This window comes from Pseudomonas sp. GW822-FHT02G04, assembly GCF_058802085.1.
This window is the reverse complement of record NZ_JBXANU010000034.1, coordinates 42,711-65,264: the sequence shown is the minus strand read 5'-3', so window position 1 is coordinate 65,264 and position 22,554 is coordinate 42,711. Positions and strand designations below refer to the sequence as shown.

Sequence of the window (22,554 nt, the reverse complement as noted above, 5' to 3'; positions counted from 1 at the left end):
TGCTGACCATGCAATTACTCACTCATCGCTTAGGAAAATCCTGGCAGTTCAACCTTTAAACGAAGGTCAGAAAACGGCCAGAAGCAGTCGCTCAGCCGGGCTTCGTGTGTACGCGCTTGGCGATCCCGCGCGACGACTTCAATCCTGCAATAGACGATATCAATATCAATGGCTACGATCGCCATGCTCGGTCGCGCTTCAAATATCCAGTCTTAGACACAGAAAGTATGGTCGTTGAGCAAAAGGCCCCCGGTGGGATGAATCGTTGCTAAATTGGCAGATTGTCACCTCCCTCAAGGGTTTTAGAAATTAAGGAAGCTATAAATCTAATGATTGGATCAGCCCTTCGGAATGCCTTTCGCACAGAGTCACTGGGCGCTCGTGGTGAAATTGCGCTTTTTCGTGCATTTATCCGCGCGTTCAATGCACTCGGGCCCAACGCACTGGCACAGGAATATCATGGTAATCGTTACCAAGTGAGATTTAGCGCTACTCGAGGTGTTGGCCGATCAGTCCCTCGATGTGAATTATGTGACGTAATGATCATTCATTACCCAGCGGGTAATCCTAGCGGTGCACGTGTTACTTTTAATCAAGCAAAGGTCACTACCAACTCGCTTGAATGTCATACCACAGCGTCTGTTCCATACAATTTTCGTGCGAACTTGGAACAGTGGGACTTGCTCTCAAACCGGCCATCAATAAGCGCTACGACAGCAAAAGTTCATCTCCCCTACGACCTGCTTTCTAGTGCTCTCCTACCATCTGTAGGTACATTCGGTGTCTTTTATCCGCAAGGTTCGGGTTTCGATTTTGCTTACTTTGTCGCAGACGGTCTTCGACCTTTGAAAAACAGCGCCAAACGATCGGGTACACTTCAGTGGGGAACTCCACTACGCCAGGTCCGCAAAGTTGGCCACTATGATGAGGCCACAACGACTTGCTGTATGTATGGCTTTGGACGAGCTCTTGAATTGGGCTTGATAGGTACGCCTCTTCAACAGACTTTATACGGTTCATCTGGAGCCACTGAAATGCGATATTGGTTGGCAAGTGTGCTGTCATCACTCCGTAAAATGCATCCTGATTCTGAGCTACCGAACGAACTGCTGGAGGGGCTGGAATTGGCGCGCGAAGCCGACGAGTTGAAATCCTCTTGGAAAGGTGATACATCAACTCCACGTGCGGTAGTATTGGTTAGAACGGGTTAATAGAAATCAGTAGAACAGATAAAAAAGGTATTTCTACGCCATGGCATCGACACTCACGAAGAAGCCAGTCCCCACCAATTCTTTACTCGGTGTTAAGACTTCTTTGCGCCGGCCTGACAGACAGCGCAAAATAATCCACGGTCAGCCAATAGTTGCCTCTGGTGAGTGGCTTCTGGCCGACGCCTACCTGTCTTGAACGGTAGAGAGCGGCCAAAAGTAGCCGTTCGGACGTATCTGCGAAGCTAGAGGCGTTTCACTCTAATGGAAATATTATGATAACCATTAACAATGGCAGAATCTCTTTTGTAGAGAAACATCTTTTTGATCCTGAAATAGAAAAATTCGAAGGAATAATAGAGCGTTACAGCGACTATCACGTTGAATTGTTTTTGCATGTGGTCAGCGATCCATCTTGTAGATATGAGAAAGGTGTGGGGGCAGCGCGAGTAGTGAAGGATATAGCTGGGCTCTCAGCTAAAGAAAGGTTCTTGAGGCTATTGAACAACAGAGAACTAACCGCAAACCCAAAAGGTTTTTATGCCAATAAGTTCAAAAAGGGGAAAGGACTCCCTCAGGAAATTAAGTCCGTTAGTTTTGCGCATTGTACGCAGGAAGAAGTAGCTCAGCACTTTGAGGCTCGAAACTCAGAGTATGGAATCATCTTCTATCATGACTTTCTTCAATCTTTGGGAATGATACCTGTAAGGTATGTTAATGAGGAAGATGAAGAATCAATTCGCCGGCTAGTTTTCAATGAGCCTTTTGCATTAGAGGCTTACGGTCGAAATTATGATATGCGCTGGGAAAAAGAATGGCGCATCAACAAAAATGTTACTTTTGAGTCGCACCACGTTGCCTTTATAGTTGTACCAGATAACGAATATCACGAATTTGTTCACCTAACAATTCATGCGGGTCTTGACTATTTAGTTCTTCCGGCCTCGGTATTTACGAATCCATTTAAATTTTTTCTAATTGCAGACAGCATGGAGCATCACTCCTGGCAGCAGATCAGGATATATGGTGACTGGAAAGTAGATTTTGATATGTTTCCCGAGTTCACTGTCGCTGAGAAAGAAGAATTCCTAAATAGGTGCGGAGTGCATATTGAGTGCCTTGCAAAGGCAGAAATACAAAATATATATGAAAATCGGTACATCTCGAAATTTATGAATTTCGCATCACGCCTAGATGTTGGTTTTTTAAATAAAACATCATTTAAGGAGATTGCCTTGGTTAATAAAAATGCTGGCGAACCCTATCAAGCTCATAGAGATCTCATGATGCATTGTTATACGGAAAGGTTTGAAGTTCAACGTGGCCGTATATATCCGTAGTATGAGAGACAACTCGCTCAACTGTCGATCCTTCCGTCCACTGAGTTCCTATTTGTGCAAGCGTGTCTTTCTACAAGCTTAAGTGAAATTGACCAAGCGAACGGAGGCTCTTGGCCGCTCTCTGCCGTTACCGTCGCGAGCTGTTGGCGCTGAGCGGACACGGACTCAGTGATTCAGACGACAATGGAGATGAAAGGTTTAGCCAAGTCGATTAAATCAACGTTCAGGCACGGTGTCATATGAGTAATTAGTGTTTTCCAGTTCGCTCGTGGCCGTTTTCCCCCGACCGGTCTCGGATATCAAAAATAAATTCTTCCGTGCCCTCGAACATATTACATAGAGTAGCTTTTTTGCGCTGTCGAATTGCTTGGGATCTGCCCAGTGTGGAACCATGCCTTGGAGCAGGGAAAAGGCGATCACATTGTCAAACTCCGCGCCTTTGATGCCGTGGATTGTCGAAATTGTAATACCTGATCTTGGTCGGAAAGCACGTTTGAAGTTATCTATTCCCTCGATCAAATTTAAGCCATCGTTTTTGGCACGCGCTATCTTTTTACGGGCGGTCTCAAAAAAAGACAGATAATGAATATGCAGGCTTGGATGGCTGTCAAGTGAAGGTATTCGTATCAGTTGAAGAAATTTACTGAAGTACAACTCGAGGTATTGCATGCCATTCTGCTCCGTCAACTGAATGGTATTCAGCTCCTTTAAAAGGGTTTTTGGGGTATGGCCACACTTGATCCCTCCGTCGTCAAGGGCACTTATCACCTCAGCTGCCCAGCGAACTCTTCTCAAATACATATCCGGTGCAGGGTCTGACAAACATAAACGGCTAAGTTTGTACCAAAAATTGTCAAGTTCCCTTCCGAACGGAATCATGCCAGGGCCATCGAAGCTGCATTCCGGAAGCCTGCTCATCAAACGTCGGGTGATGGCAGCCAATGAAGGCCATTGAGGACCGACGATGCAGATTTCCTCAGGGCGAATCCCTTGCACGTACAGGCTATAGCGGATTAAGCGTTCGACTTCATCTTCCAGACTATTAGCTGGGGTCTTATGGTCGTAGCTGATGATGCTGTGATAATGCTTATGCTCGGAATGGGCAGTTATCGGGCCAGGGTGCAATCTGTAGTGGGAAAAATACTCAACGATTTTTGTCGATGAGCGGTAATTGTGGTCGAGTGAGAGGGACTCAATTGAGAGATTCGATTTTGACTTGAATTCATCAAAAGCGACGGCGTATCCGCCGAGACTATTAAAAATAGCCTGATCTCGATCACCCACGATAAACGCCTGGGTCTGATCAGGACGCGAAGAAAATATGCAGAATAAAATCAGATACTGTATTTCTTTAGTATCCTGATACTCATCGAGCAATATGATGTTGAATAAGTTGCTTAAGTGTTTGGCGATCTCCGGGAGCTTAGAAATTAGTTTGTGTGAAAAAAACAGAATTAGTTCGAAATCAATTTTCCTATCTTGCTTCAAAATTGCAAAGTAGCGTTTTAGTACGTCGCGTACATTTGTATGTTTTTTTGTGTCAGAGCATAGGAACGCTATTTTTCCGTTAACAAAGTGATAACCGCAATCATACGGATTGATCTTTGGGTAGTTCGTAGACTTACACAACTCCTCCAGTAGTGCCTCCGTATCGGGTTGATTGATGATTGTGAATCCGCTTTCCAAGCGAGGTTCATAGATCGCGTAAGGCCGAATGATCCACTCTAGGCAAAACGAGTGTATCGTCCCAATCCAGAGCTGCGCAGTCGGCAGGCCCAACCTCTCAACACGCTCCAGAATCTCGTCTGCAGCACGGTGTGTGTATGTGATGGCCACGACGAATTTGCGGTGATCAGTAATTTTTAACAGTTCAGTAGCGATCTTATAGGTAAGTGTCTTCGTCTTTCCGCTTCCCGGGCATGCCGTTAGAAACACGCTGCCAGGGTGTTTGATGGCCGCAATCTGTTTGCTATCAAGGCCAGCGCTTGCAAGATCCACCATGTTAAATACCCAAGAAAGTTGCCAGAATCGGATCTTCATTCAGCAGATCGCTCAGTGCGGCGATCAACGTGGAAAATGGTAGGTCGCGGTCCTCGTACTCGGCTAGCAGACTCTGAGCTTGAATGGCCTGGTCATAAAATTCTTCGTAGTAACCTTCGGTGGTCAAAGTGACGAGTCGGTGCTTCAAGATCTTGAGCTTTGTCTTGCGCGGTAATTCTTCACAAGCTCCTAAGACTGCTTCGAGGATGTACTCAGGAATGTTCGTCACCCGGCTGATATTGTCGGCTAACAATATGGCGAACCAACCTTTGCCAAGGTAATTGGCCATCGTCAGAATTCTTTTACCCGCCACACCAATGTCGGCATCCTTGAGTTCTGCTTTCGCTGCACGACGAGTGGGTATGTCGGTATAGACGCTATCGACAACGCTGATAACTTCATGCGTGTTGTCAGCCATTAAGAAGTCGACTTCGAAGGTATGATGCGCGTAGTACGAGTGGAGGAAGGGGTTGTTCCGGCTGTAGTTTTCCAGGCGCGTCATTCGCGCGCGGCCTGATTCTGCCGAGCCCGCGATTTTTGATTTGTACGCCCTAATGGTTTCACTGTCTGTCTCAAGGACGTCCGTGCCAGTAATAGCCTTGTCCAGATCGGTAACGATGCTGCAACTGCGACGAATTCGAGAGGGGTGGAATACGCAGGCAATGTTTTCAAAGCCGGTACTTCGGATATTAATCAAGCTGATGCCAAGCTCATCAAGGCTTACACCGATGACTGTCTTCACGAGTGCCGGAATGATAAATTCCTCAGCATCGCCTTCAATCAATATCACTCCCCTGGCAAACAGAAGGCTGCTGCGAGTGGCGTCAAGGTAGCGCTGCAGATGGATAATTTCTGTACGAGTGAGGGCAACTGATGGCTGGTAGGATTCGCAGCGAACGCCTTTACGAGCCAAAATATTCACACTTTCGATATTGCTGACTTCGGATATCTGAGTGGAATGAGTCGAGTAGATGATCTGGGTGTTGTTGTAGTTTATGTTGTCAAACAAAGTTTTCTGAATATGTGTATGAATATGGGCTTCCGGCTCTTCAACCAGTAAAAAGTTGGCTGCAGTTTCACGTTGCTTCTGATATTTAAACTCTAGAAGCTTTAAGGTCAGGTAGATTAGATTGGCGCCGCCTAGGCTCAGCTCTGAAATATCCCCGGCGTACTCCTCATCCGTTTCGCCAACAAAAAGCTTCAGTGACTGAAGCAATTTCTCCGCATCACTTGGCAAATCTGATCTGATATGAAGGCTAGCCGGTGCATAAGCATCACCGGCCGTTTCGCTTATCGTCGTCCTAATATCGGTCCTGACATCCTGCACATCTTGGAGGGCCTCGATATCTGAATTCAACGATTTGACCGTGTTGGTGATGGTCTCATATTTGGATTTATCAATTTCTTGGCTTTTGCGTGTGAGCATGTTGAGTAGTGGGTTTTGCCGGTTACCATTAAAGTCGGACACCACATCCCTCAACGCCTTGACGAAGGTGAATGACACCTCTTTGGCAACCGAGAGTTGGTGAGGGATCTTGCTGCCTATCAGCTTGGAGTCTAGAGGGGGAAACAAGACTGCGTCGAAGTCGCCGACAACTTCCTGATAACACGCGGGATCGGTGAAATCGACGTCGCTCCGCCCTGTAAACCACACTTCATAGTCGTCAATGGTCACTGATTCCTGCAAAGTGGCTAGTCCCGCTTTGTCACCCGCTGAGAGCGCTGCAAGTTTGGTCCTAATGTGCGAGTTTGGGCGAAAAATCAGGTTGTATGTGGCCTTGTTGACAGCGCTGCCGGAAATAATTGCGCCATGATGGACAAATAACGACTGAATTGCTTCATCCGTGCTGATGTCATCAAATTCCAGGCTGATGATGATCCAGTGCCCCTTCCATGAGGTCTTTCTCCTGAAAAAATCGCCCTCGGAGAGTTCGTGTGCTGCCCTGTAAATATTGGAGTCAAGGAGCAGTCTGATGGCTCTGAACAGATTGCTCTTTCCAGAACCATTTTCCCCGATGATAGTGTTAACGCCCGGTTTGAGGACGAATTTTGCGAATTCAAAATTCCGGTAGTTGACGAGGGAAACCTTAGAGAGGTGCATACATGCAGTCCTTGGCAAGCGAATCGCAAAACTCGACAGTAGCAGATCGCCAATTGCTTGCCATTCACATTCCGTTCGCGTTACACGCCAGCCTTCTCTATTCATAGATGTGCTGCATGCTGGGCCGAGGAGTTCGCACTCTGTGGCATGGATTGCAGTGAATGGTCCCGGATTCATAGGAACCTTAGAATGACTGCTTATGGCCCAGAGTGTGTAAAAACGCTTCGCCAAAATTGAAGTGTGCGCGTCTACGTTAAATCTGAAATTTATCGGCACGTCAGCAGATGTGGATTTCGTGTAGAAGAACGATTTTCAGTCCGGTTTTGAGTACCTATCGCGCTCAAAAACGTTTTTACACAGCCTCGGCCGTCTGCTGCCTGTCGCCACGGCAGCTTTTGGCGGATTTCTGCCTATTCTCTACGAAAAAGATGATTGACAACGTTCAAATTCAGGAGGGTTCACCATTCGTATGCGGCTCTGAATTACTTACAGACCGACAATGTGCTCACATCTAAAAAATCCCGAATTCGATTCCACCGAACGCTATAACTAGCTGATTTATTTATAGTTACTAGTTGGGGTACGCCGAATTTTCCAGCGAACTCCAGACGCCCGCAAAACCTAGTCTCGCCGAAACATACCGTTCGTCTGGTGCCGCACCATACAAAACAAAGCCCTCGCAGCAATGCGAGGGCTTTGTTGTTTCTGGCATCTAGAGAAACAGCCCTTGTAGATACCGTCTTACCCCTCCCCTGCGCCAAATCTACTTGCACACTGCCCCATCACAATTTCACTTAAGCACTAAGCAGTTAGCTGCTTAATCCAGTCAAGACTCGCTACAGTAGAACCGGAAGGACGGTATTCACACCCGATCCATCCTGTGTAGCCACGCTGCTCCAGCGCCGCGAACAAGGCTGCAAAGTCGATGCTCCCCGTTCCCGGCTCGTGACGCCCCGGGCAGTCGGCAATTTGCACATGGACGGTTCTGTCATAAAACCGAGCCAGAACATCTGCTGCGTCTCCGGTCAGAAGCTGGGCATGGTAAAGATCAAGAATCAGCCCAACACTCGGGAAGGTCTCCAGCATCTGTTGCGCCTTGCTGAAGTCAGACATGTAATAGCCCGGCATCTCCTGCGTACAAATTACTTCGATAAGCGGCCGCAACCCCTGATCCTCGAAGTACTTGACGGCATACTCCAGGTTGCCCCCGAAGATACGCCCTGCGTCATCCTGCGTCGTAACGCCAGACATAATGTGGACATCCGAACATGCCAGCGCTTTTGCATATCTGGCAGCCTGGGGCAACCCGTTGCGAAACTCTTCTTCCTTGCCCTGCAAGGCAGCGATGCCTTTGGTAACGCCAGCCGGTGCGGCGAACTGAATCAACGGCAGACTGTATTGAGCCAGATGGTCGGCCAGGAGATTGGCATCGAATTCATAGGGTGATGGGAACTCTACCGCCCGAAAACCAGCTGCAGCGGCGGCTTCGATGCGTTGCAGAAAAGGCAATTCATTGAATTGGAAACCGAGATGAGCATTGAACTTGAGCATTGGGTAAACATCCATCCTGGGAAGAAAATCATCAGCCTGGAGCATCCTTCGCAGCTCCAGCGCTGCACTATAGGTTGATGTTGTCAGCATGCTCAAATCGTGCGGGTCTTTTTTGCTCAAACCTGGGATATGACGATTTCCATTTAGGAAAATAACGTTGTCCCTTTTCCACTTCTCAGAGGCCATTGCTCCCGGATGCCGCTCCTGCCTCGGGCCCTTTGCCGAGAAAAGGGGCGGTCTCCACTTCCAGCATCAGCAACACCATTTCCGTCAACTCGGCGTCGGACTTCTGTCCGGCATAGAGGTCATGGAGTGCTTTGGCGAAGGGGATGCGCAGGTCTTGGTTTTCTTCGCGGGCGGTATCGCTGTATTGCATTAGTTCGCTGATGGCTCGCAATACAGCCGCTTGCCACCGAGCGGTGGTCCTGGGACCATCGCTGGTGATTGCAATCAACTTATCCTTCGTCAGCTGGCGAAGGGCAGGTTCTCGCAACGGCTTACGCGGCTTTGGGTTGCGAGTGATCTTTGACATACCGGACGATACTCAGCGTTTCCTGCCGGAACTGCTCGTAGTCGATCTGCTGGGCGTTAATAAAGGTGCTGCCCATCATGGTCAGCGAGCCCATAAAGCTGGCTTCGGAAATTTCCTCGTCGCTCGCGCCAAACAAGCGCGCGGCTTCGGTATGGAACAGGGCGCAATACTTGCAACGGGTCGCCCCGGACACCGCCAGACCTATCAACTCCTTGTACTTATTAGGAATCTTGGTATCTGCCAGCCAGAAATCCCGAGCTACACCCCAGAATCCGATCGCTCCGCCTTCCGGCATCTGCTTGATCCACTCCGGTACCAGACCCAGGGTCTGTTCAATTTCCTGATAGGTATCACGAATGGCCATTTGACACCTCCTAGCCTCTGTAGAGAGATCTGCTACAGAGATATAACTAGTTTAGTTCCCTGGCGGCCATGCCAGAGCCGGCAGCATCACGACTCCAAAAATGAATTCTTAAATATCGTAGAAACAACAGGATGGATTTAGTTTTTTTGGGAGTAATAACGTACCACTAAGTACTTGGGGTTATAGAACTTGGCGGATTGGCTCGGGGGAAGATACAGAGGGCGTGGTGATTTAATTCCTCGACGTTACCTGAGCACATACAAAACAAAGCCCTCACAGAAATGCGAGGGCTTTGTTGTTTTTGAGGTTTGGAGTCACAGGTCTTAGTGACCCGCACTCTGCCCACCATCAACATGCAGAATTTCCCCGGTGACAAAGTTGGCGCTGTCCAGATACACAACGGCCTGAGCAATATCACTGATCTCGCCCATATGCCCAACCGGGTGCAGATTCCCCAGCGCTTCATGAGTTTCCTCTCCGTGCATCGGCGTTTTGATGATGCCAGGGCTAACCGCGTTCACCCGAATCCCGCGCTTGGCGTACTCGATGGCCAGGGATTTGGTCGCCGCGTTCAAGCCACCTTTGGTCAACGAAGCCAGTACCGACGGCACACCGTCAATGGCGTGGTCCACCAAGCTGGTGGTGATATTGACGACATGGCCTTTGCCCTGCTTCTCCATCTCGGTGATCGCGAGTTGGGTGATGTAGAAGAAACCATTCAGGTTCACCGACAGCACCGCGGCATAGTCTTCAGGGGTGTAGGCGGTGAACGGCTTGGCGACGAAGATCCCGGCGTTGTTGACCAGAGTGTCGATGCGACCAAAACGTGCGATCGCTTCACGAATGACTTGCCGAGCGACTGCCGGGTCGCCGATGTCGCCCGCTACGGTGAGGATGTCCGGGTCGGTGGACGGTTTGATCGAACGCGAGGTGGCGACAACCTTGTAATCGAGATCACGGAAAGCCTTGACCATGCCTGCGCCGAGCCCTTGGGATGCGCCAGTAATAACGATGACTTTTTTCGAATTGCTCATGGTGAACCTCTACTCATAAATAATGGTTTTAAAAAGTGATTAATCAGGCTTCAACGGGCGCCTGCGCCATTTGTCTCAACATCTGTTCGTAGTACTCGACCGATTGCGAACCGGACACCAGGTGACGACCGTTCAGCACCATGGCCGGTACCGAATTGATGCCGCGCTCGCGGTAAAACACTTCAAGCTCACGCACTTCCTGGGCAAACGCTCCGGACACCAACGCCTCATGCGCACTCGCCGCATCCAATCCCACTTGCGCCGCCAGTCGAACCAGCGTCTCGCGATCGTTCGGGTTCTGGCCGTCGGTGAAATAAGCAAGCAGCAAGGCTTTCTTGAGTGCGACCTGCCGCCCTTCCTGCAACGCCCACAACAGCAATCGATGAGCATCGAAGGTGTTATGGAAGTGGGTGCGCTTCTCCAGATCGAACTTGAACCCGATGGCCTCACCACGAGCGATCTGCATCGCTTTACCGGCGGCGACGTCCTCGGCGCTGCGCCCGTACTTGCGCATCAAGTGCTCGACTGCGTTCTCGCCTGCCGCCGGCATGTCCGGGTTCAACTCGAAAGGCTTGAAGGTCAGCTCGACCGAGACTTCACCTGCCACGTTCTCGATCGCTTGCTCCAGCGCCGTCGCGCCCAAGGCGCACCACGGGCACACCACATCGGAAACGAAATCAATGGTGACGGAGGCGGTCATGACTGCCGCTCCGCCTCAGCCAGTTGCTTGCGGTACTGGGTGGTGGTGATACCGGCATAGCCCCAGTTATCGGTGTCGACTTCCTCGATCACGATGTGGGTCAGGTCCGGGCGTTTGTTGAGGACGCGTTCCAGGGTTTCAGTGATTTCAGCGATCACCTGGGCTTTCTGCTCTGAGGTAACGCCATCGCGGGTAATGCGTACGCTGACAAAAGGCATGATGAGTCTCCAGTGACCTGCCCTTCGGGATGAATGGGTAGGTGGTGTGGAGATCAATGTAAGAGGTTGGTTTGGGGGGATAAAGGTGGGGGCGGGAACATCATTAGTTACGTGGCGTAATGACTACGTCGATTTTGATTTGAGACGCCACCGGAAATATGGCCTAACCGTAAGGCTCATCGACAGCGGTCAAAGGGCTTCAATCCGCGCTGACAAACCTCCTCGTATTTTCGAAGAACATGCACCGCAGCCAGTGGCCGCTAATTTTGCCGGTGATCGACAAGCACAAAAAATGTTTGCATAAAAAATGATCAATCGGCTAACCTCTACTTATCGAAAATTTTAGATATTTCCTGAAATAGGGTAAATGCTAATGGCACTTCAATTCTTCGATAGCCCGTTCCATGTCACGCACGACGAGGAAGTCGCCAGCAAAATGGCGTTGAAAATGGAGCTATCAATATTCATTACTGACTGCATCAAAAAATTGGGCCTCAAACAGAGTGAAGCTGCGATCAGGTTAAACGTGACCCAATCGCGTATCTCCGAGCTAACCACTGGCAAAATCGAGAAATTCACGATTGATGCAATGATGGACATGTTGGATAAACTCGGCTTTCGCACCACTTTTGCGCTGCCATCAAACGATACCGACGCCTTACCTCAGATCATCATTTCAAAAACTCACGCCTGCTAGACGTTGTAACCCATCTTTCGTAGCTCCCTTTTCAATTCCTTCAACCGATCTTGCGCAACAGCCATTGCGTGACGATCGGTTCCGTTCGTCGTTTTCACAAACGAATGAAGGACGAAAATGGTGTCCGCATACTTCACTATGTAGATGCATCGGTATGCCGGGCTACCATTGATAATCAACTCAATAGCCCCTGCGCCTATGGAACTCAGCTGCTTAATTGCCAGCTCCGGATCTCCACTGTACTGCACACGCATCAGGTCTTTCCCGAACTCATCCTGGACCCAGTTCGGTAAGCCCTTGTACTCACGTGTTGCAGCCTCACTTACAAATGCAAATCTCTTCAAATGATGGATTCCTACCTGAAACAGTGGATGCCCTCCGAACGCCTCAGTAGACGATTTAGAGGGTGCTGTTTAGTAGTCATCGCAGACTATTTCCGCAGTAGGACTTAGCCCCTTTTGATGTAGTCCGTTTGGTTACGTGTCACCGCGGACCAAATGTTGGCAACACGTGTTATCAAAATCGAATTTTGGCGATATTTACACGCTTAACGACATGGAAAGCCCCGAATCAATCGGGGCTTGTTGCGTTTCACCGGGCTTCACATCTCACTAACTTCAAACACAAACGAAATCTTCCTGCTGCTCGCACTCCACACATACCGAATATGCTTCCCCTGCTTGGGAATGGACACGGCTGGCGGCCGAAAGGCGGCAACACATTCATGCCCAGGCAATCGAACGCTGTTGTAGAGCAATCCCCAGGACAACGTTTCGCGCAGTTGCCTGGCAAAGGCCTGGGCCGGACCGTAGGCGTTGGGATCCGGGTCGTGCAGGTGTGGGTAGTCGGCGCGGATGTCGTGCAGAGGTTTGACCACCCGGTTGACGTAGGTACGCATGGTCAACTCAAGATCCGGTTCGTTGGTCGCGGCGAGGAAGCGTTCCTGGTGATAGCTCGTCTCGGCGATGGCCGCTGCCTGGCTGCTGGCGGCGTAGTAGACGCCGAAGGTGCCGTCGGTGAAGCGGCTGGTTTTACCGATGTGGGTAAACGCGGCCATCACCGGTGTGGAGCCGGGGCCGGAGATGCGGTCTTCGGGGCGCACTCGGGAGAGCACACCGGCTTCTTCCATCAGCCGATCGTTGGTCAGGGCTTCCAACGCGTAGGCAGTGGGCAGGTCTTCGGGGTCGAGGACGTCTTCGAACAACGAGATCGGCGGGAAGCAGCTGTTGACGATCCGATAGGCCCGCGGCCACTGCGGGTCGGCCAGTTCCGGCGCCATCAACCGCGTACCCCGTCGAGGTAGCGGCGCACATCAGCGATGTCGACCACGCGACCGGCCAGCATGTAGCTCAATGCCGACTGGCCATTGAACGGTGCGGCGGTGTTGGGGCTGCTGACCCATGTATAGGCACGTTCGCGACTGTTGCTGAAGATGATGCTCAGCGCTTTGTGGATACCCATCAAATACGAGATGCGCTCCAGGGTGTCGTGGGGCAGGCGCACGTTGGGTGGCAGGTGTTTGTATTTGTAGAAAGTCGTATTACCGACTTTGCCCAGGAGTGTGCGTTGTTGCTCGGCGGTACAGCCCCAGCGATCCATGAGGTTGAAGAAAAACTTCAGCGCGACTCGACCGGCTTCGGGGGAGTCGAGTTGTTGCTGTGGGCTGAGGACAGTGGATGAGGCAGGCATGGGAATAGCCTCCTTGGATATGATGTCTTGATCTCAGACTAGTACAGATACGAACAAATATGAATTTTTAATTCGCAAACGTATTGATCTATTCCCCCGTCGAAAAGAGCGTTCACGCCAGCTTTTCCGCAGCCTGAAAAGATGCCGACACACGGTCCGACACACACGTTGACACGCACACTATAGGGGCAGAGAATTTAATCGAGAGCGCGAAACCGACTGCCTCCAAGTGGCAATAGTCGGCGGAGGGACCTCGTTGATGACTTGGAAATCGACGCCTGGTGAGACCTCTTCTCCCCTGCTTGAGGGAGCACAATATCAAGCACCTTTTCATGAAAGCAGCCTGATCAGGCTGCTTTTTTTTGCCTTGTGAAAAGGCTTCGCCGATAAACAAACACCCAAAAACGCCCACACCTCCCCCATCCGGGCCACTTTCTTGACCCCGATCACCTCCCCCCCAACAAAAATCTCGATCCTGTGCAAGCCTCCAGCCATCGGACGCGGAATCATTTCGCTACTAAACTCGGGACAAGCATGCTCTGGTGCAGGATCATAGCCAGCACGCGACCCACGCCCATCGGGCGGCAAGGTACACAACAATAGCCAGCCCACTTTAGAGGGCATTACCCAAATGGATAGCAGAACCTTACGCAACCTCATGCGCATCGTGCAGACCGGCTCATTGTCGGCGGCGGCAGAGCATTCCTTTTTGACCGTGCAGGCATTGGCCGCGCAGTTGAACAAGGTCGAAGAGCAGTTCGGTTTTCGGTTGTTTCGTCGCTCCAACAAGGGGCTGACCCTGACCACACAGGGCACGGAGCTCACGCCCTACATGGACAAAGTGTTGGTCGCCACGCGGCAGCTGGAAGAGAAAGTCGCCGCGCTCAAGGTGCCCGGGCAGCGCACACTCAAGGTTGCGCTTAACACCACGCTCTCGGCCGACTTCAACCGGCGAATGATCGGACGCCTCATCGAGGTGTTTCCTGATTATCAGCTGGAATTCAGCTACGCCGAGTCGATGGAAAACCTCAGCAAGTTGAAGAATGAGGACTTCGACCTAGCCGTACTGATCGGGCCGCAACAGCCGGGGTTGCCCAGCATTGCCCTGCCCGATGTGCAGGTGCAGGTGGTCGGTGCTCATTGCGGTCAGGAAAACGACCCGCTGGTGCTGCTTGGCAATAAGTTTCAGGTTCGGCCGGCCGACGATTGTCCGTATTCCCACAGCTTCTTGCGCTTTCTCGACGCCGGCCTTGGCAACTACGAGTCAGGCAAGCGGATGATCTATTCCTGCAGTGAAACCCTGACCCTATCGTTGATCACGCAAATGGACGGCTTGGGCATGGTTTCCCGTGAGGCAGCCCTGCGTAACGGCCTGACCATTTTCCCGGGTTTCGAGGATTCCCTGGAAGTGCGGTTGGCGATCAATAATCCCGAGTTGTCGGGCCAGGCCTTGAACGATGTGGTCGATCTGCCGCTACATGAACGAGCCGAGCGCAATGTACGCAGCCGTTCCCACCGCAACGGAGAGAAAGAGGTTTTTGCTGAAATACGCACATAACAACGTCGGAATGGCTGCATAAAATTCCGGGCGATCGAGCTGCACATGCTGATCCTTGATCAACAGGGGCGTGAGGCTGATGGCAGCCACGATCGCCACCGGCAGGTATTCCAGCGCGCGGGCAACCAGGGGTGGCCAATGGTCGGTGTTCACCTGCAGCGGCAACGCGCGCGGCAGGAATGTCACCGCCATCATCAGCGCGACGACCAGGATCAGGAACGTTTGGTCAGGCATACACCCACTCCGCAGCCCACGAATGTGGCGATGAATACGTTGAAGGGTGAGTTGCCGATCAGGCTCAGCGCCCCCATGCAGGCGACCGCGGCCAGTGCGGCGATCAGTTTGTTGCGGGTGTTGCAGAGCGATACCAGCACGTAGAGCATCATCGCGGTCAGCGCATAGTCGAGCTGATATTTGATCAGGTGCGCCGCGTACTGCGCGCAGATCGCCCCCAGCAAACCGCCGAGTACCCACGAGGTGTGGCAATACAGATTGAAGCCGATCAGGTAACGCACATTGACCGGTGTGCCCTTGCCCAGTTTGACGCTGTGGAAGGCGAACGACTCATCGGTCAGCCCACCGGCATAACACCAGCGCTCCAGACGACTGAGCCCCAGCGCTTGCAGGGCCTTGGCCATATAGACCGACATCAGCATGTGCCGCGCATTGATCAGAAACGTGGTGAGGATGATGGTGGTCAGCGACGCGCCGCTGGAGATCAGCGCCAGGGCGGCGAACTGCGAGGCGCCAGCGTAGACGAACAGGCACATCGCGACCGGCAGCCACACGGGCAACCCGGCATTGACGGCCATCAAACCGAACACAAACGACACCGTGAAGTAGCCCGCAACAACCGGGCTGGCTTCAGCAAACGTGCGCGAGGGCTGGGGGTCGACCATCAGCGGCTGGCTGCTGGACGTCTCATTCATAGGTCCCTCTCAAAGGTAGTTTCGCCGCGCGGCTCACAAAAGCCCTGGGCACTCCAAAAACGTTTGCCGGCGAGGTTAGCATCGTCGACAAACAGGAACATCCGCAGCACACCCACCCGTTTCATGTCCGCCGAGGCTGCTTCCACCAGGCGCTGACCGACACCCTGGCTGCGATACAACTGGCTCACCGCCAGGTGATTGATGGTGCCACGACTACCAAGCATGCCGCCCAACACCGCGCCGACCACTTCGCCGTTAACATCGAGCGCAAGGAACGCGGTGGTGGTTTTCTGCACCAACACACCGCGCAGGCACTTGGCGTCCTGCCATTCACAGAACGACACTTCTTCGAATTGTCGAAAGAAGCGCTCAAGGCGTTGGGCATCCTTGGCCATCGCGCGCCACAGCATCACCGGTGCAGGGCACTCGGCGATGTTTATCATGGGGTCGAACTGTTCAGCGAACAATGTCGAAAGCGGTCCCGGGCCGCGAGAAGGAAATGGCCAGAATCTGCCGATAGGCCATTTCGTGAGCATGGATGTTGCGTGCCGGGGTCACGTAGTGACGCATGTCGCGATCGAGGAAGTAGGTGGTGTCGAGGATTTCCAGATAGGTCGTTGCCGCCAACTGTTCCTCTTGGGCCGAATACAAACGGCTCTCCGCCCCGTCCACATTGTTGCGCCCCCAGAAATGCACACCACTGAACGGATAACCGTCGCAGTGAATACCTTCCGGGGTAATTTCCAGTTGCTTGCCCGGCTTGATCTCGATGCGGATCTGATGAATCTGGCATTGCCAGATTTCGTCGTGCAGTTCCGGCGGCAATACGTGTTTGTACACCTCGAAATCCGTATCGATGAGGCTGCGCATCACCGGCGAATTAATGACCTCATTAGAGAAGTCCTGGAAGTGCCGCTCCAGTCCACCGACATAGCTGTTGTTGGCCTTCGATTGCACGTAGGCGCGGTGTTCCAATTGCTTCAAGTCACGGGTGACCGGGTTGTATTCAAAATCGCTGTAGCGACGAAAACGCATGCCCGCATCGGCCTGGCCGTAATAACTGTCCGGCTCCATGTTTTCCCAACTTTTGGTCAATCTGACGAAGTCGGAAAAATGACCGAAGAGATTGAAGTCGGCTCCCTGGACGTTGACATACTTGTCGCGCCGTAGCGATTCGCCAACTTCTCTGTTCAACACGATCATTACTAGGTCTCCGCTGCATTAAGCGGCCTAATCTAGTAGGTGCCGGATTGACGGCCCATGAGAAAGAATTTCAGGCATATCAAGCGTTGCTTGAAACGCAGGATGAAGTTGCTTCAATTCGACTTTTTACGATCGAAAACAGCCGTTTTCGGTGCTTTTTTACGGTCATGAGGCGAAAAAAACCCCGAACCAGTCGGGGCTTTTATCGAGTCTGGGCAACTCAGCCGATCATCAGAAGATGTTGATCGGGTAATCCACGAACACGCGCAGCTCGTTGCCGCTGACGTTGTACTCGCTGGATTTCTGCGACACACGCAGGATCGAGCTGCGTACCTTCACGCTCAGGTCTTTGGCCGGGCCACTTTGCACGACGTACTTGAACTGGTTGAAGATCTCGCGCTCGGTGCCGCCTTCGCTGGTGGACGTGGTGATGTTGTCACCACGCACGTAGGCCACGTTGTAGCTCAGGCCCGGAACGCCAAAGGCGCCGAAGTCCAGACCGTAACCCAGCTGCCAGCTGCGTTCGTCTTCGGCGTTGAAGTCGGACCAGTAGGAGTTCGCCAGGTAGATGGTGTTGCCGCCGTCGCCGACGCGGTTTTGGCCGCGCTGATAGCCACCGTAGGCATAACCCAGGTTGCTGTCGCCGGTGCTGCGCTGATGGGCGAGGGTGAACGAGTGCGGGCCGGTGGCGAAGGTGGCTGCCAGGCTCCAGATTTTATTGTCGTCGCCGGTAACACCGTTTTCCCGGACGTAGGAATTGTCCAGTTTGGTGCGGTAGCCGTTGAAGTCCAGGGTCAGGGACTGATCCTTGGCGATCGGGAATACGTAGTTGGCGTTCACGTATTGTTTCTTCAGTACGTCTTCGACGTCGGAAGCGTACAGCGCTGCCTTGAACTGTTCGGTGAACTGGTAGCTACCGCCCAATACGTTGATCGACTTCAAGCCACCACTGTCACGGCCTTCAGCGCTTTTGCGCGATTCGGCGGTGAAGCGACCGGCGTTCAGCTCCAGGCCTTTGATCTCTTTGGAGGTGATCAAAGTGCCGGTATAGCTTTCAGGCAGCAGGCGAGAGTTGTCGTAGTTCAGCACCGGCAGGGCCGGCATCTGGTCACCATAGGTCAGCACTGTGCTGGAGATACGGAATTTGACCGCACCACCGAACTTGGACAGGTCATCCGCCGCGTTGCCGCTGTCGCCCTGCTTGAAGAAGTCGATACCACCAGCGCCGCTGCGGCCTTTGCCGCCGTCCAGACGCAATGCGTACAGACCGAAGGCATCCACACCCACACCGACGGTGCCTTGGGTGAAACCGGACGAGTAAGTACCAATGGCCGCTTGGCCCCACTCGGCTTTGTCCGGGTTGCCGTCTTTATAGTCACGATTGATGTAGGCGTTGCGCAGCAGCACTTTGAGGCTGCTGTCTTCAACAAAACCCTTGGATTCGGCCTGGTCGTTAGCCATGGCCTGTGTGGCGCTCAACATCCCCAGTGCGATCAGGCTGATTCGCTTGTTCAACATGTTATTTTCCTTATTACGGGTTGATACGCTCTGTGCCGAACAGCTGAAATGGCGCTATCGCGCTCTTTTTTCACCGCAAAAACAAAAAGGCCCGCCCACGAAAATTCGCGGCGGGCCTTTTATTGTTTTGTCAGTCATGGCGGTTAGCCACAGGCGTTGGGGCGCATCCTATCTGTGCGTTTAACGATGTGTCAATTTCGTGAATCGTCTGTAAATAGGCGAAAATCGTCTAAGAAATCACTTGTCAGCGATAGCCAATTGCACGGTATGGCTGTCGACGAATTGTTCGAAATGGGTGACTTTTCCATCGGCCAGAGTCCACAAATGCGCGACCCGGGCATTCATCGCACGGCCGCTGGCTTTGTAGACACCGCTGTAATTGCCGTAGGCAAATACCTTGTCGCCCTGAGCGACGTAGTTCTCGACCTTGAACTGAAAATCTTCCCACTCAGTGGCCAGGCGCTTGAAGACGTTTTCGACGATAGCGTCGAAACCGATGTAGGTCCCGGCGCAGGGGAAACCCGCCGCTTCGGTCCAGCGGGCGTCATCGGCCAGCGCCGCCGCAGTGTTGCGCGCGTTCTCCTGGGAGTTGGCGCCTTCGTAGGTGCTTTTGATCAGGCTCAGGTTATCCATGGTGACTCCAGTGAGTTCAATGGGCGCAGCCGTCGAGGCCACAGGTTTGAAACGCGGATGAAGACTCTGTTGCCGCAAGCGACTGGCTCAACCATTGAGCGAAGGCTTGCGGCTTGCCGAGCCAGGGGCCGATATCGACCAGGGTGAACTGGCCTTCCTGTTCCAGTGCGAAGGTCGGGAAGCCCTGGCCGCCGACACGGGCCAAGAGTGCGCGGCTGTCCTTGATATGGCGATCGGTGTCGGCTGCATTAAATGCCTGTTGGAAAGCCTCAGGTTCAAGACCTGTCTGTGCGGCGAGTTCAAGCAAAACAGCCTCGTCAGCGATGCGTCGACCTTCCACGTAATGAGCCGTCTGCAAACGCCCCAGCAACTCCAGTCCGCGCCCGGCGATCTGCTCGGCTGCCAGCACGGCGGCAATCGGCGGCGTGGAATCGAATACCGCCGTCTCATCACGCAGCAACCCCTCGAAATACGCCTCACCAAACGGCTGGCCGGTGTACTCGGCGATGCGTCGGTCGTGAGGCATGACGTAATTGCGCAGTTGTGGCGAAACGGTCTGGCGATTGGCACCGCTCATCATGCCGCCACCGTGGCCGATCACCGGCAACACGGCTTGGGCAGCTTGCACCAAGGGTTTGGCGCCGTAGCACCAACCGCACAATGGGTCGTAAATGTAGTGAAGGATCATGGGAAGACTCCGGTAAAAAAGTAGGAAAACTCAATGCCGGCAGACTAATACTCAGATCGTTTCGGAAAAACGCCGGAATCGATTTCAGTCTGTTTCAAGAATCGGTCAAATGCCCCTCATCTTGCAGGCACCCACTTTTGCGACGGGATTCGAGTAGGAGGCGGCTTCACAGCCGCCGTCCTCTCACACCACCGTACGTACGGTTCCGTATACGGCGGTTCAGGTTATGCGGCTAAGCCGTTTATCGTATCCAGTATCGAGACCAACCCAAGTCGATCCCACAGCTTCTTCGGTAGTGCCTGATTCACATGAGGCGCCCCCGAGTTCCACCATGGGCCGCGACCATTGAAGGCTGATTTGCTGGCGCGTGCTTCGCCAAGCCCCAAGCGCATCAAGTTGCGCGCCCTTGTTGAGGGCTGCTTCCATTGGCGCCAGATGACACAGCGAAGTTTATGCCGCACCCAGCCGTCCAGCTCCTCCAGTGGCCGCTTGCTCTGACTGAGCTTGAAGTAGCCAGCCCAACCACGCAGTACGGGGTTTATTCGCTCGATAATTGCTGCCATCTTGCAGCCCCGCGCTCCACGCAGCAGGTTTCTGAGCCGGTCGCGCAAGCGACCCAGACTCATCGGCGCCACTCTCAGCCTCGGCCGTTGGTGCGAGCTCATCCCATAACCCAGATAGTCGCAGACCCAAGGCCGTGCCACGCGGCTCTTTTCTCGATTCAGCGCCAGTTTCAAACGCTGCTTCAAGAACCGCTCGACGCTGGCCATCACTCGCTCGCCAGCACGACGACTACGCACATAAATGTTTGCGTCGTCGGTATAACGCACGAAACGATGGCCCCGCCGTTCCAGCTCGCGGTCGAGTTCGTTGAGCAGAATATTTGACAGCAACGGCGAGAGCGGGCCGCCTTGCGGCGTCCCTTCCTGCCGTCGGCTGGCGACCCCGCCCGACATCACTCCGGCCTCGAGATAGCGACGAATCAGCCTGAGTGCCCGCGTGTCTTCAACTTGACGCTGCACATAGGCCATCAATACGTCGTGGTTGACCCGATCAAAGAACTTCTCCAGATCGAGTTCCACGCACCAGCGGTGACCCGCCACCACATGGACACGGGCTGTTTCGATGGCTTGGTGGGCGCTTCTGCCGGGACGAAAGCCGTAGCTGTAGTCCGAGAACAGTGGGTCAAAGATCGGCGTTAGCTGTTGCAGCAAGGCCTGTTGGATCAAGCGATCCACGACGCAAGGGATGCCCAGTTGTCGTGTCCCGCCTTGGGGGTTTGGGGATGTCGACGGCGCGTACACCTTGCGGGTGATACTCGCCAGCCAGCAACCGAGCCTTAAGGATCGGCCAATACTGTTTCACGTAGTCCGCCAACTGATCGACCGTCATGCCATCGGCACCCGGCGCGCCCTTGTTACTGACCACGCGTTGATACGCACGCCTAAGGTTGGCCGGTGCAAGCACCCGCGCCATCAGCGTGTCCGACTCCGCGTTCGTCCACGTCACAGACGCCGCCGATACCTGTGCGCTGTCAGCCGCCATCCTCGGATTCTGTCCGGGATTCGGAGTAACAGTCTTCTCTGGGAGAAATTTCTGCATTTCGGTATTCAACGAGACTCTGACGCCTACTGGCGGCATAACCTGTTCAGCCCTTGGTGACGGGGTTATTCGTCACTTACTACGGCCTCGGCTGACTTCTGCACGCTCATCCCGTCGCCTCTCGACGCCCGGTAGCACACTGGCAAACGCACAGATCTCCCAGGGTAATTCGCGCGACCTTCCTGCTTATGCCTGTCAGATCTACGTCGTAGCGCTCCGTGCAAGTATTGGGCTTTGACGATTATGGCCGTCTTACCCCGCTACGCCGCCTCATCCGCTTCCTGTTCGTCAGGCCAGCATTTTGCCTCGGGCTTCCTTCAGATTCGCAGTCGCCCGCGACACCCTTGCCTTCGGCTAACACTTCCCCTTGCCGGGTGTGTAGAGGACTTGCACCTCCAAGTCACCAGCGCGGCCACCACAGCCAAGCTGGTTGCGCTTGCGCGCAACGCGCCATGCCTGGCGCACCATAAAAAAAAAGCGCCGCCTTCCCGGCAGCGCTTTTATCAATCCGTTGTTTTTCTTCTTATCCTTCCATCACATCCCACAATGCTTCCAGTTCCGCCTCGCTGAATAAACCAGCGGGGTAGCGCTCGATCATCATCCGGCGCGGATCAGGTTCCCTGATCTGACGCGTTCCATTGGACTTCAACCACTGCGCCAGAACCTGGAGCGATTCGCTGTTAACTGCCAGGGGATGCAGTGCCCGCTCGCTCACTACGTTCATTTCGGCGTTCATCTCAGCGCTCTCTCCCGGATTGTGAGCGGCTAACTTATCCAAGGTTTATGACAGAACATCGAAGTTCTCTCCCACCCCATGTTGCCCCAGCGAAGATACAAGAGCTGTGCCAATGTTTTCGAAGTGTCGATATGTGGATACAAAAAAACCCGCAGTCCTGATGGGCTGCGGGTTTTCTGTCTACCAACAAGGATAAACCTTTGCTCAATCGAT

At 53.1% G+C, this 22,554-nt stretch carries 26 protein-coding genes; 4 read left to right on the top strand and 22 right to left on the bottom strand.

What is annotated here, in order from left to right; all coding sequences use genetic code 11:
• Positions 1–29: 29 nt before the first annotated feature.
• On the bottom strand, positions 30–185 hold the full coding sequence (locus AC1RO5_RS28150; RefSeq protein WP_493178919.1) for a hypothetical protein: 156 nt from the start codon (positions 183–185) through the stop codon (positions 30–32).
• 354 nt (positions 186–539) lie between these two features.
• On the opposite strand from AC1RO5_RS28150, the gene AC1RO5_RS28145 reads away from it, so the two are divergent.
• Complete coding sequence (locus tag AC1RO5_RS28145; protein WP_493178917.1) at positions 540–1,211, top strand: hypothetical protein; 672 nt, start codon at positions 540–542, stop codon at positions 1,209–1,211.
• A 272-nt stretch (positions 1,212–1,483) separates the two neighbouring features.
• On the top strand, positions 1,484–2,548 hold the full coding sequence (locus tag AC1RO5_RS28140) for a hypothetical protein (RefSeq protein WP_493178916.1): 1,065 nt from the start codon (positions 1,484–1,486) through the stop codon (positions 2,546–2,548).
• A gap of 216 nt (positions 2,549–2,764) precedes the next feature.
• Here AC1RO5_RS28140 and AC1RO5_RS28135 read toward each other — a convergent pair whose 3' ends face one another.
• The 8 genes from AC1RO5_RS28135 to AC1RO5_RS28100 all read right to left on the bottom strand — a co-directional run bounded on the left by AC1RO5_RS28135 (position 2,765) and on the right by AC1RO5_RS28100 (position 11,088).
• Positions 2,765–4,588, bottom strand: coding sequence for a UvrD-helicase domain-containing protein (locus AC1RO5_RS28135; RefSeq protein ID WP_493178914.1), 1,824 nt, complete (start codon positions 4,586–4,588; stop codon positions 2,765–2,767).
• Complete coding sequence (locus AC1RO5_RS28130; protein ID WP_493178912.1) at positions 4,551–6,689, bottom strand: ATP-dependent nuclease; 2,139 nt, start codon at positions 6,687–6,689, stop codon at positions 4,551–4,553. The genes AC1RO5_RS28135 and AC1RO5_RS28130 overlap by 38 nt, the downstream gene beginning before the upstream one ends.
• A gap of 801 nt (positions 6,690–7,490) precedes the next feature.
• Positions 7,491–8,240 (bottom strand): hydroxypyruvate isomerase family protein, encoded by a 750-nt coding sequence (locus AC1RO5_RS28125; protein WP_493178923.1) that lies wholly within the window; start codon positions 8,238–8,240, stop codon positions 7,491–7,493.
• A gap of 175 nt (positions 8,241–8,415) precedes the next feature.
• Complete coding sequence (locus tag AC1RO5_RS28120; protein ID WP_493178911.1) at positions 8,416–8,772, bottom strand: hypothetical protein; 357 nt, start codon at positions 8,770–8,772, stop codon at positions 8,416–8,418.
• Positions 8,738–9,136 carry a carboxymuconolactone decarboxylase family protein gene (locus AC1RO5_RS28115; protein ID WP_007939479.1) on the bottom strand — a complete coding sequence of 133 codons (399 nt, stop codon included), beginning with the start codon at positions 9,134–9,136 and terminating at the stop codon, positions 8,738–8,740. Before AC1RO5_RS28115 ends, AC1RO5_RS28120 begins: the two co-directional genes overlap by 35 nt.
• 323 nt (positions 9,137–9,459) lie before the next feature.
• The gene (locus AC1RO5_RS28110; protein ID WP_493178909.1) at positions 9,460–10,170 is read right to left on the bottom strand and encodes an SDR family NAD(P)-dependent oxidoreductase; all 711 of its coding nucleotides are present in this window, start codon (positions 10,168–10,170) and stop codon (positions 9,460–9,462) included.
• A 43-nt stretch (positions 10,171–10,213) separates the two neighbouring features.
• Positions 10,214–10,870, bottom strand: a complete 657-nt coding sequence (locus AC1RO5_RS28105) for a DsbA family oxidoreductase (protein ID WP_493178907.1) — start codon at positions 10,868–10,870, stop codon at positions 10,214–10,216.
• Complete coding sequence (locus tag AC1RO5_RS28100) at positions 10,867–11,088, bottom strand: tautomerase family protein (protein ID WP_305410811.1); 222 nt, start codon at positions 11,086–11,088, stop codon at positions 10,867–10,869. Before AC1RO5_RS28100 ends, AC1RO5_RS28105 begins: the two co-directional genes overlap by 4 nt.
• Positions 11,089–11,461: 373 nt before the next feature.
• Between AC1RO5_RS28100 and AC1RO5_RS28095 the strand changes: the two genes are divergently transcribed.
• Entirely contained in the window at positions 11,462–11,785 is a 324-nt protein-coding gene (locus tag AC1RO5_RS28095) for a helix-turn-helix domain-containing protein (protein WP_493178905.1), read from the top strand.
• On the opposite strand, the gene AC1RO5_RS28090 is transcribed toward AC1RO5_RS28095, so the two are convergent.
• The 3 genes from AC1RO5_RS28090 to AC1RO5_RS28080 form a co-directional block, all read right to left on the bottom strand.
• Positions 11,782–12,129, bottom strand: a complete 348-nt coding sequence (locus tag AC1RO5_RS28090) for a type II toxin-antitoxin system RelE/ParE family toxin (RefSeq protein ID WP_493178903.1) — start codon at positions 12,127–12,129, stop codon at positions 11,782–11,784. The two genes, AC1RO5_RS28095 and AC1RO5_RS28090, sit on opposite strands and share 4 nt — an antisense overlap.
• Before the next feature lie 257 nt (positions 12,130–12,386).
• Positions 12,387–13,064: an RES family NAD+ phosphorylase gene (locus AC1RO5_RS28085; protein ID WP_493178901.1), complete on the bottom strand. Its 678-nt coding sequence runs from the start codon at positions 13,062–13,064 to the stop codon at positions 12,387–12,389.
• Entirely contained in the window at positions 13,064–13,474 is a 411-nt protein-coding gene (locus AC1RO5_RS28080; protein WP_493178899.1) for an MbcA/ParS/Xre antitoxin family protein, read from the bottom strand. The genes AC1RO5_RS28085 and AC1RO5_RS28080 overlap by 1 nt, the downstream gene beginning before the upstream one ends.
• Before the next feature lie 631 nt (positions 13,475–14,105).
• On the opposite strand from AC1RO5_RS28080, the gene AC1RO5_RS28075 reads away from it, so the two are divergent.
• A complete protein-coding gene (locus AC1RO5_RS28075; protein WP_305410807.1) occupies positions 14,106–15,032 on the top strand; it encodes a LysR family transcriptional regulator in 927 nt (308 codons plus the stop codon).
• Here the strand turns inward: AC1RO5_RS28075 and AC1RO5_RS28070 are convergent.
• The 10 genes from AC1RO5_RS28070 to AC1RO5_RS28025 form a co-directional block, all read right to left on the bottom strand.
• On the bottom strand, positions 14,949–15,266 hold the full coding sequence (locus AC1RO5_RS28070; RefSeq protein ID WP_007939492.1) for an AzlD domain-containing protein: 318 nt from the start codon (positions 15,264–15,266) through the stop codon (positions 14,949–14,951). The genes AC1RO5_RS28075 and AC1RO5_RS28070 overlap by 84 nt on opposite strands.
• On the bottom strand, positions 15,245–15,961 hold the full coding sequence (locus AC1RO5_RS28065) for an AzlC family ABC transporter permease (RefSeq protein WP_493178897.1): 717 nt from the start codon (positions 15,959–15,961) through the stop codon (positions 15,245–15,247). Before AC1RO5_RS28065 ends, AC1RO5_RS28070 begins: the two co-directional genes overlap by 22 nt.
• Positions 15,958–16,371 (bottom strand): GNAT family N-acetyltransferase, encoded by a 414-nt coding sequence (locus AC1RO5_RS28060; protein WP_493178922.1) that lies wholly within the window; start codon positions 16,369–16,371, stop codon positions 15,958–15,960. The genes AC1RO5_RS28065 and AC1RO5_RS28060 overlap by 4 nt, the downstream gene beginning before the upstream one ends.
• Positions 16,372–16,417: 46 nt before the next feature.
• The gene (locus AC1RO5_RS28055; protein WP_019651480.1) at positions 16,418–17,164 is read right to left on the bottom strand and encodes a 2OG-Fe dioxygenase family protein; all 747 of its coding nucleotides are present in this window, start codon (positions 17,162–17,164) and stop codon (positions 16,418–16,420) included.
• 231 nt (positions 17,165–17,395) lie between these two features.
• Positions 17,396–18,682, bottom strand: coding sequence for an OprD family porin (locus AC1RO5_RS28050; protein ID WP_018929286.1), 1,287 nt, complete (start codon positions 18,680–18,682; stop codon positions 17,396–17,398).
• A 237-nt stretch (positions 18,683–18,919) separates the two neighbouring features.
• Positions 18,920–19,315: a nuclear transport factor 2 family protein gene (locus AC1RO5_RS28045; RefSeq protein WP_493178896.1), complete on the bottom strand. Its 396-nt coding sequence runs from the start codon at positions 19,313–19,315 to the stop codon at positions 18,920–18,922.
• Between the two features lie 16 nt (positions 19,316–19,331).
• The gene (locus AC1RO5_RS28040; protein WP_493178895.1) at positions 19,332–20,003 is read right to left on the bottom strand and encodes a DsbA family protein; all 672 of its coding nucleotides are present in this window, start codon (positions 20,001–20,003) and stop codon (positions 19,332–19,334) included.
• A gap of 224 nt (positions 20,004–20,227) precedes the next feature.
• Positions 20,228–21,307: a group II intron reverse transcriptase/maturase gene (gene ltrA / locus AC1RO5_RS28035; RefSeq protein ID WP_493178893.1), complete on the bottom strand. Its 1,080-nt coding sequence runs from the start codon at positions 21,305–21,307 to the stop codon at positions 20,228–20,230.
• The gene (locus AC1RO5_RS28030; protein WP_493178925.1) at positions 21,189–21,617 is read right to left on the bottom strand and encodes a hypothetical protein; all 429 of its coding nucleotides are present in this window, start codon (positions 21,615–21,617) and stop codon (positions 21,189–21,191) included. The genes ltrA and AC1RO5_RS28030 overlap by 119 nt, the downstream gene beginning before the upstream one ends.
• 511 nt (positions 21,618–22,128) lie before the next feature.
• Positions 22,129–22,341: a hypothetical protein gene (locus tag AC1RO5_RS28025; protein ID WP_030129326.1), complete on the bottom strand. Its 213-nt coding sequence runs from the start codon at positions 22,339–22,341 to the stop codon at positions 22,129–22,131.
• Positions 22,342–22,554: the final 213 nt, after the last annotated feature.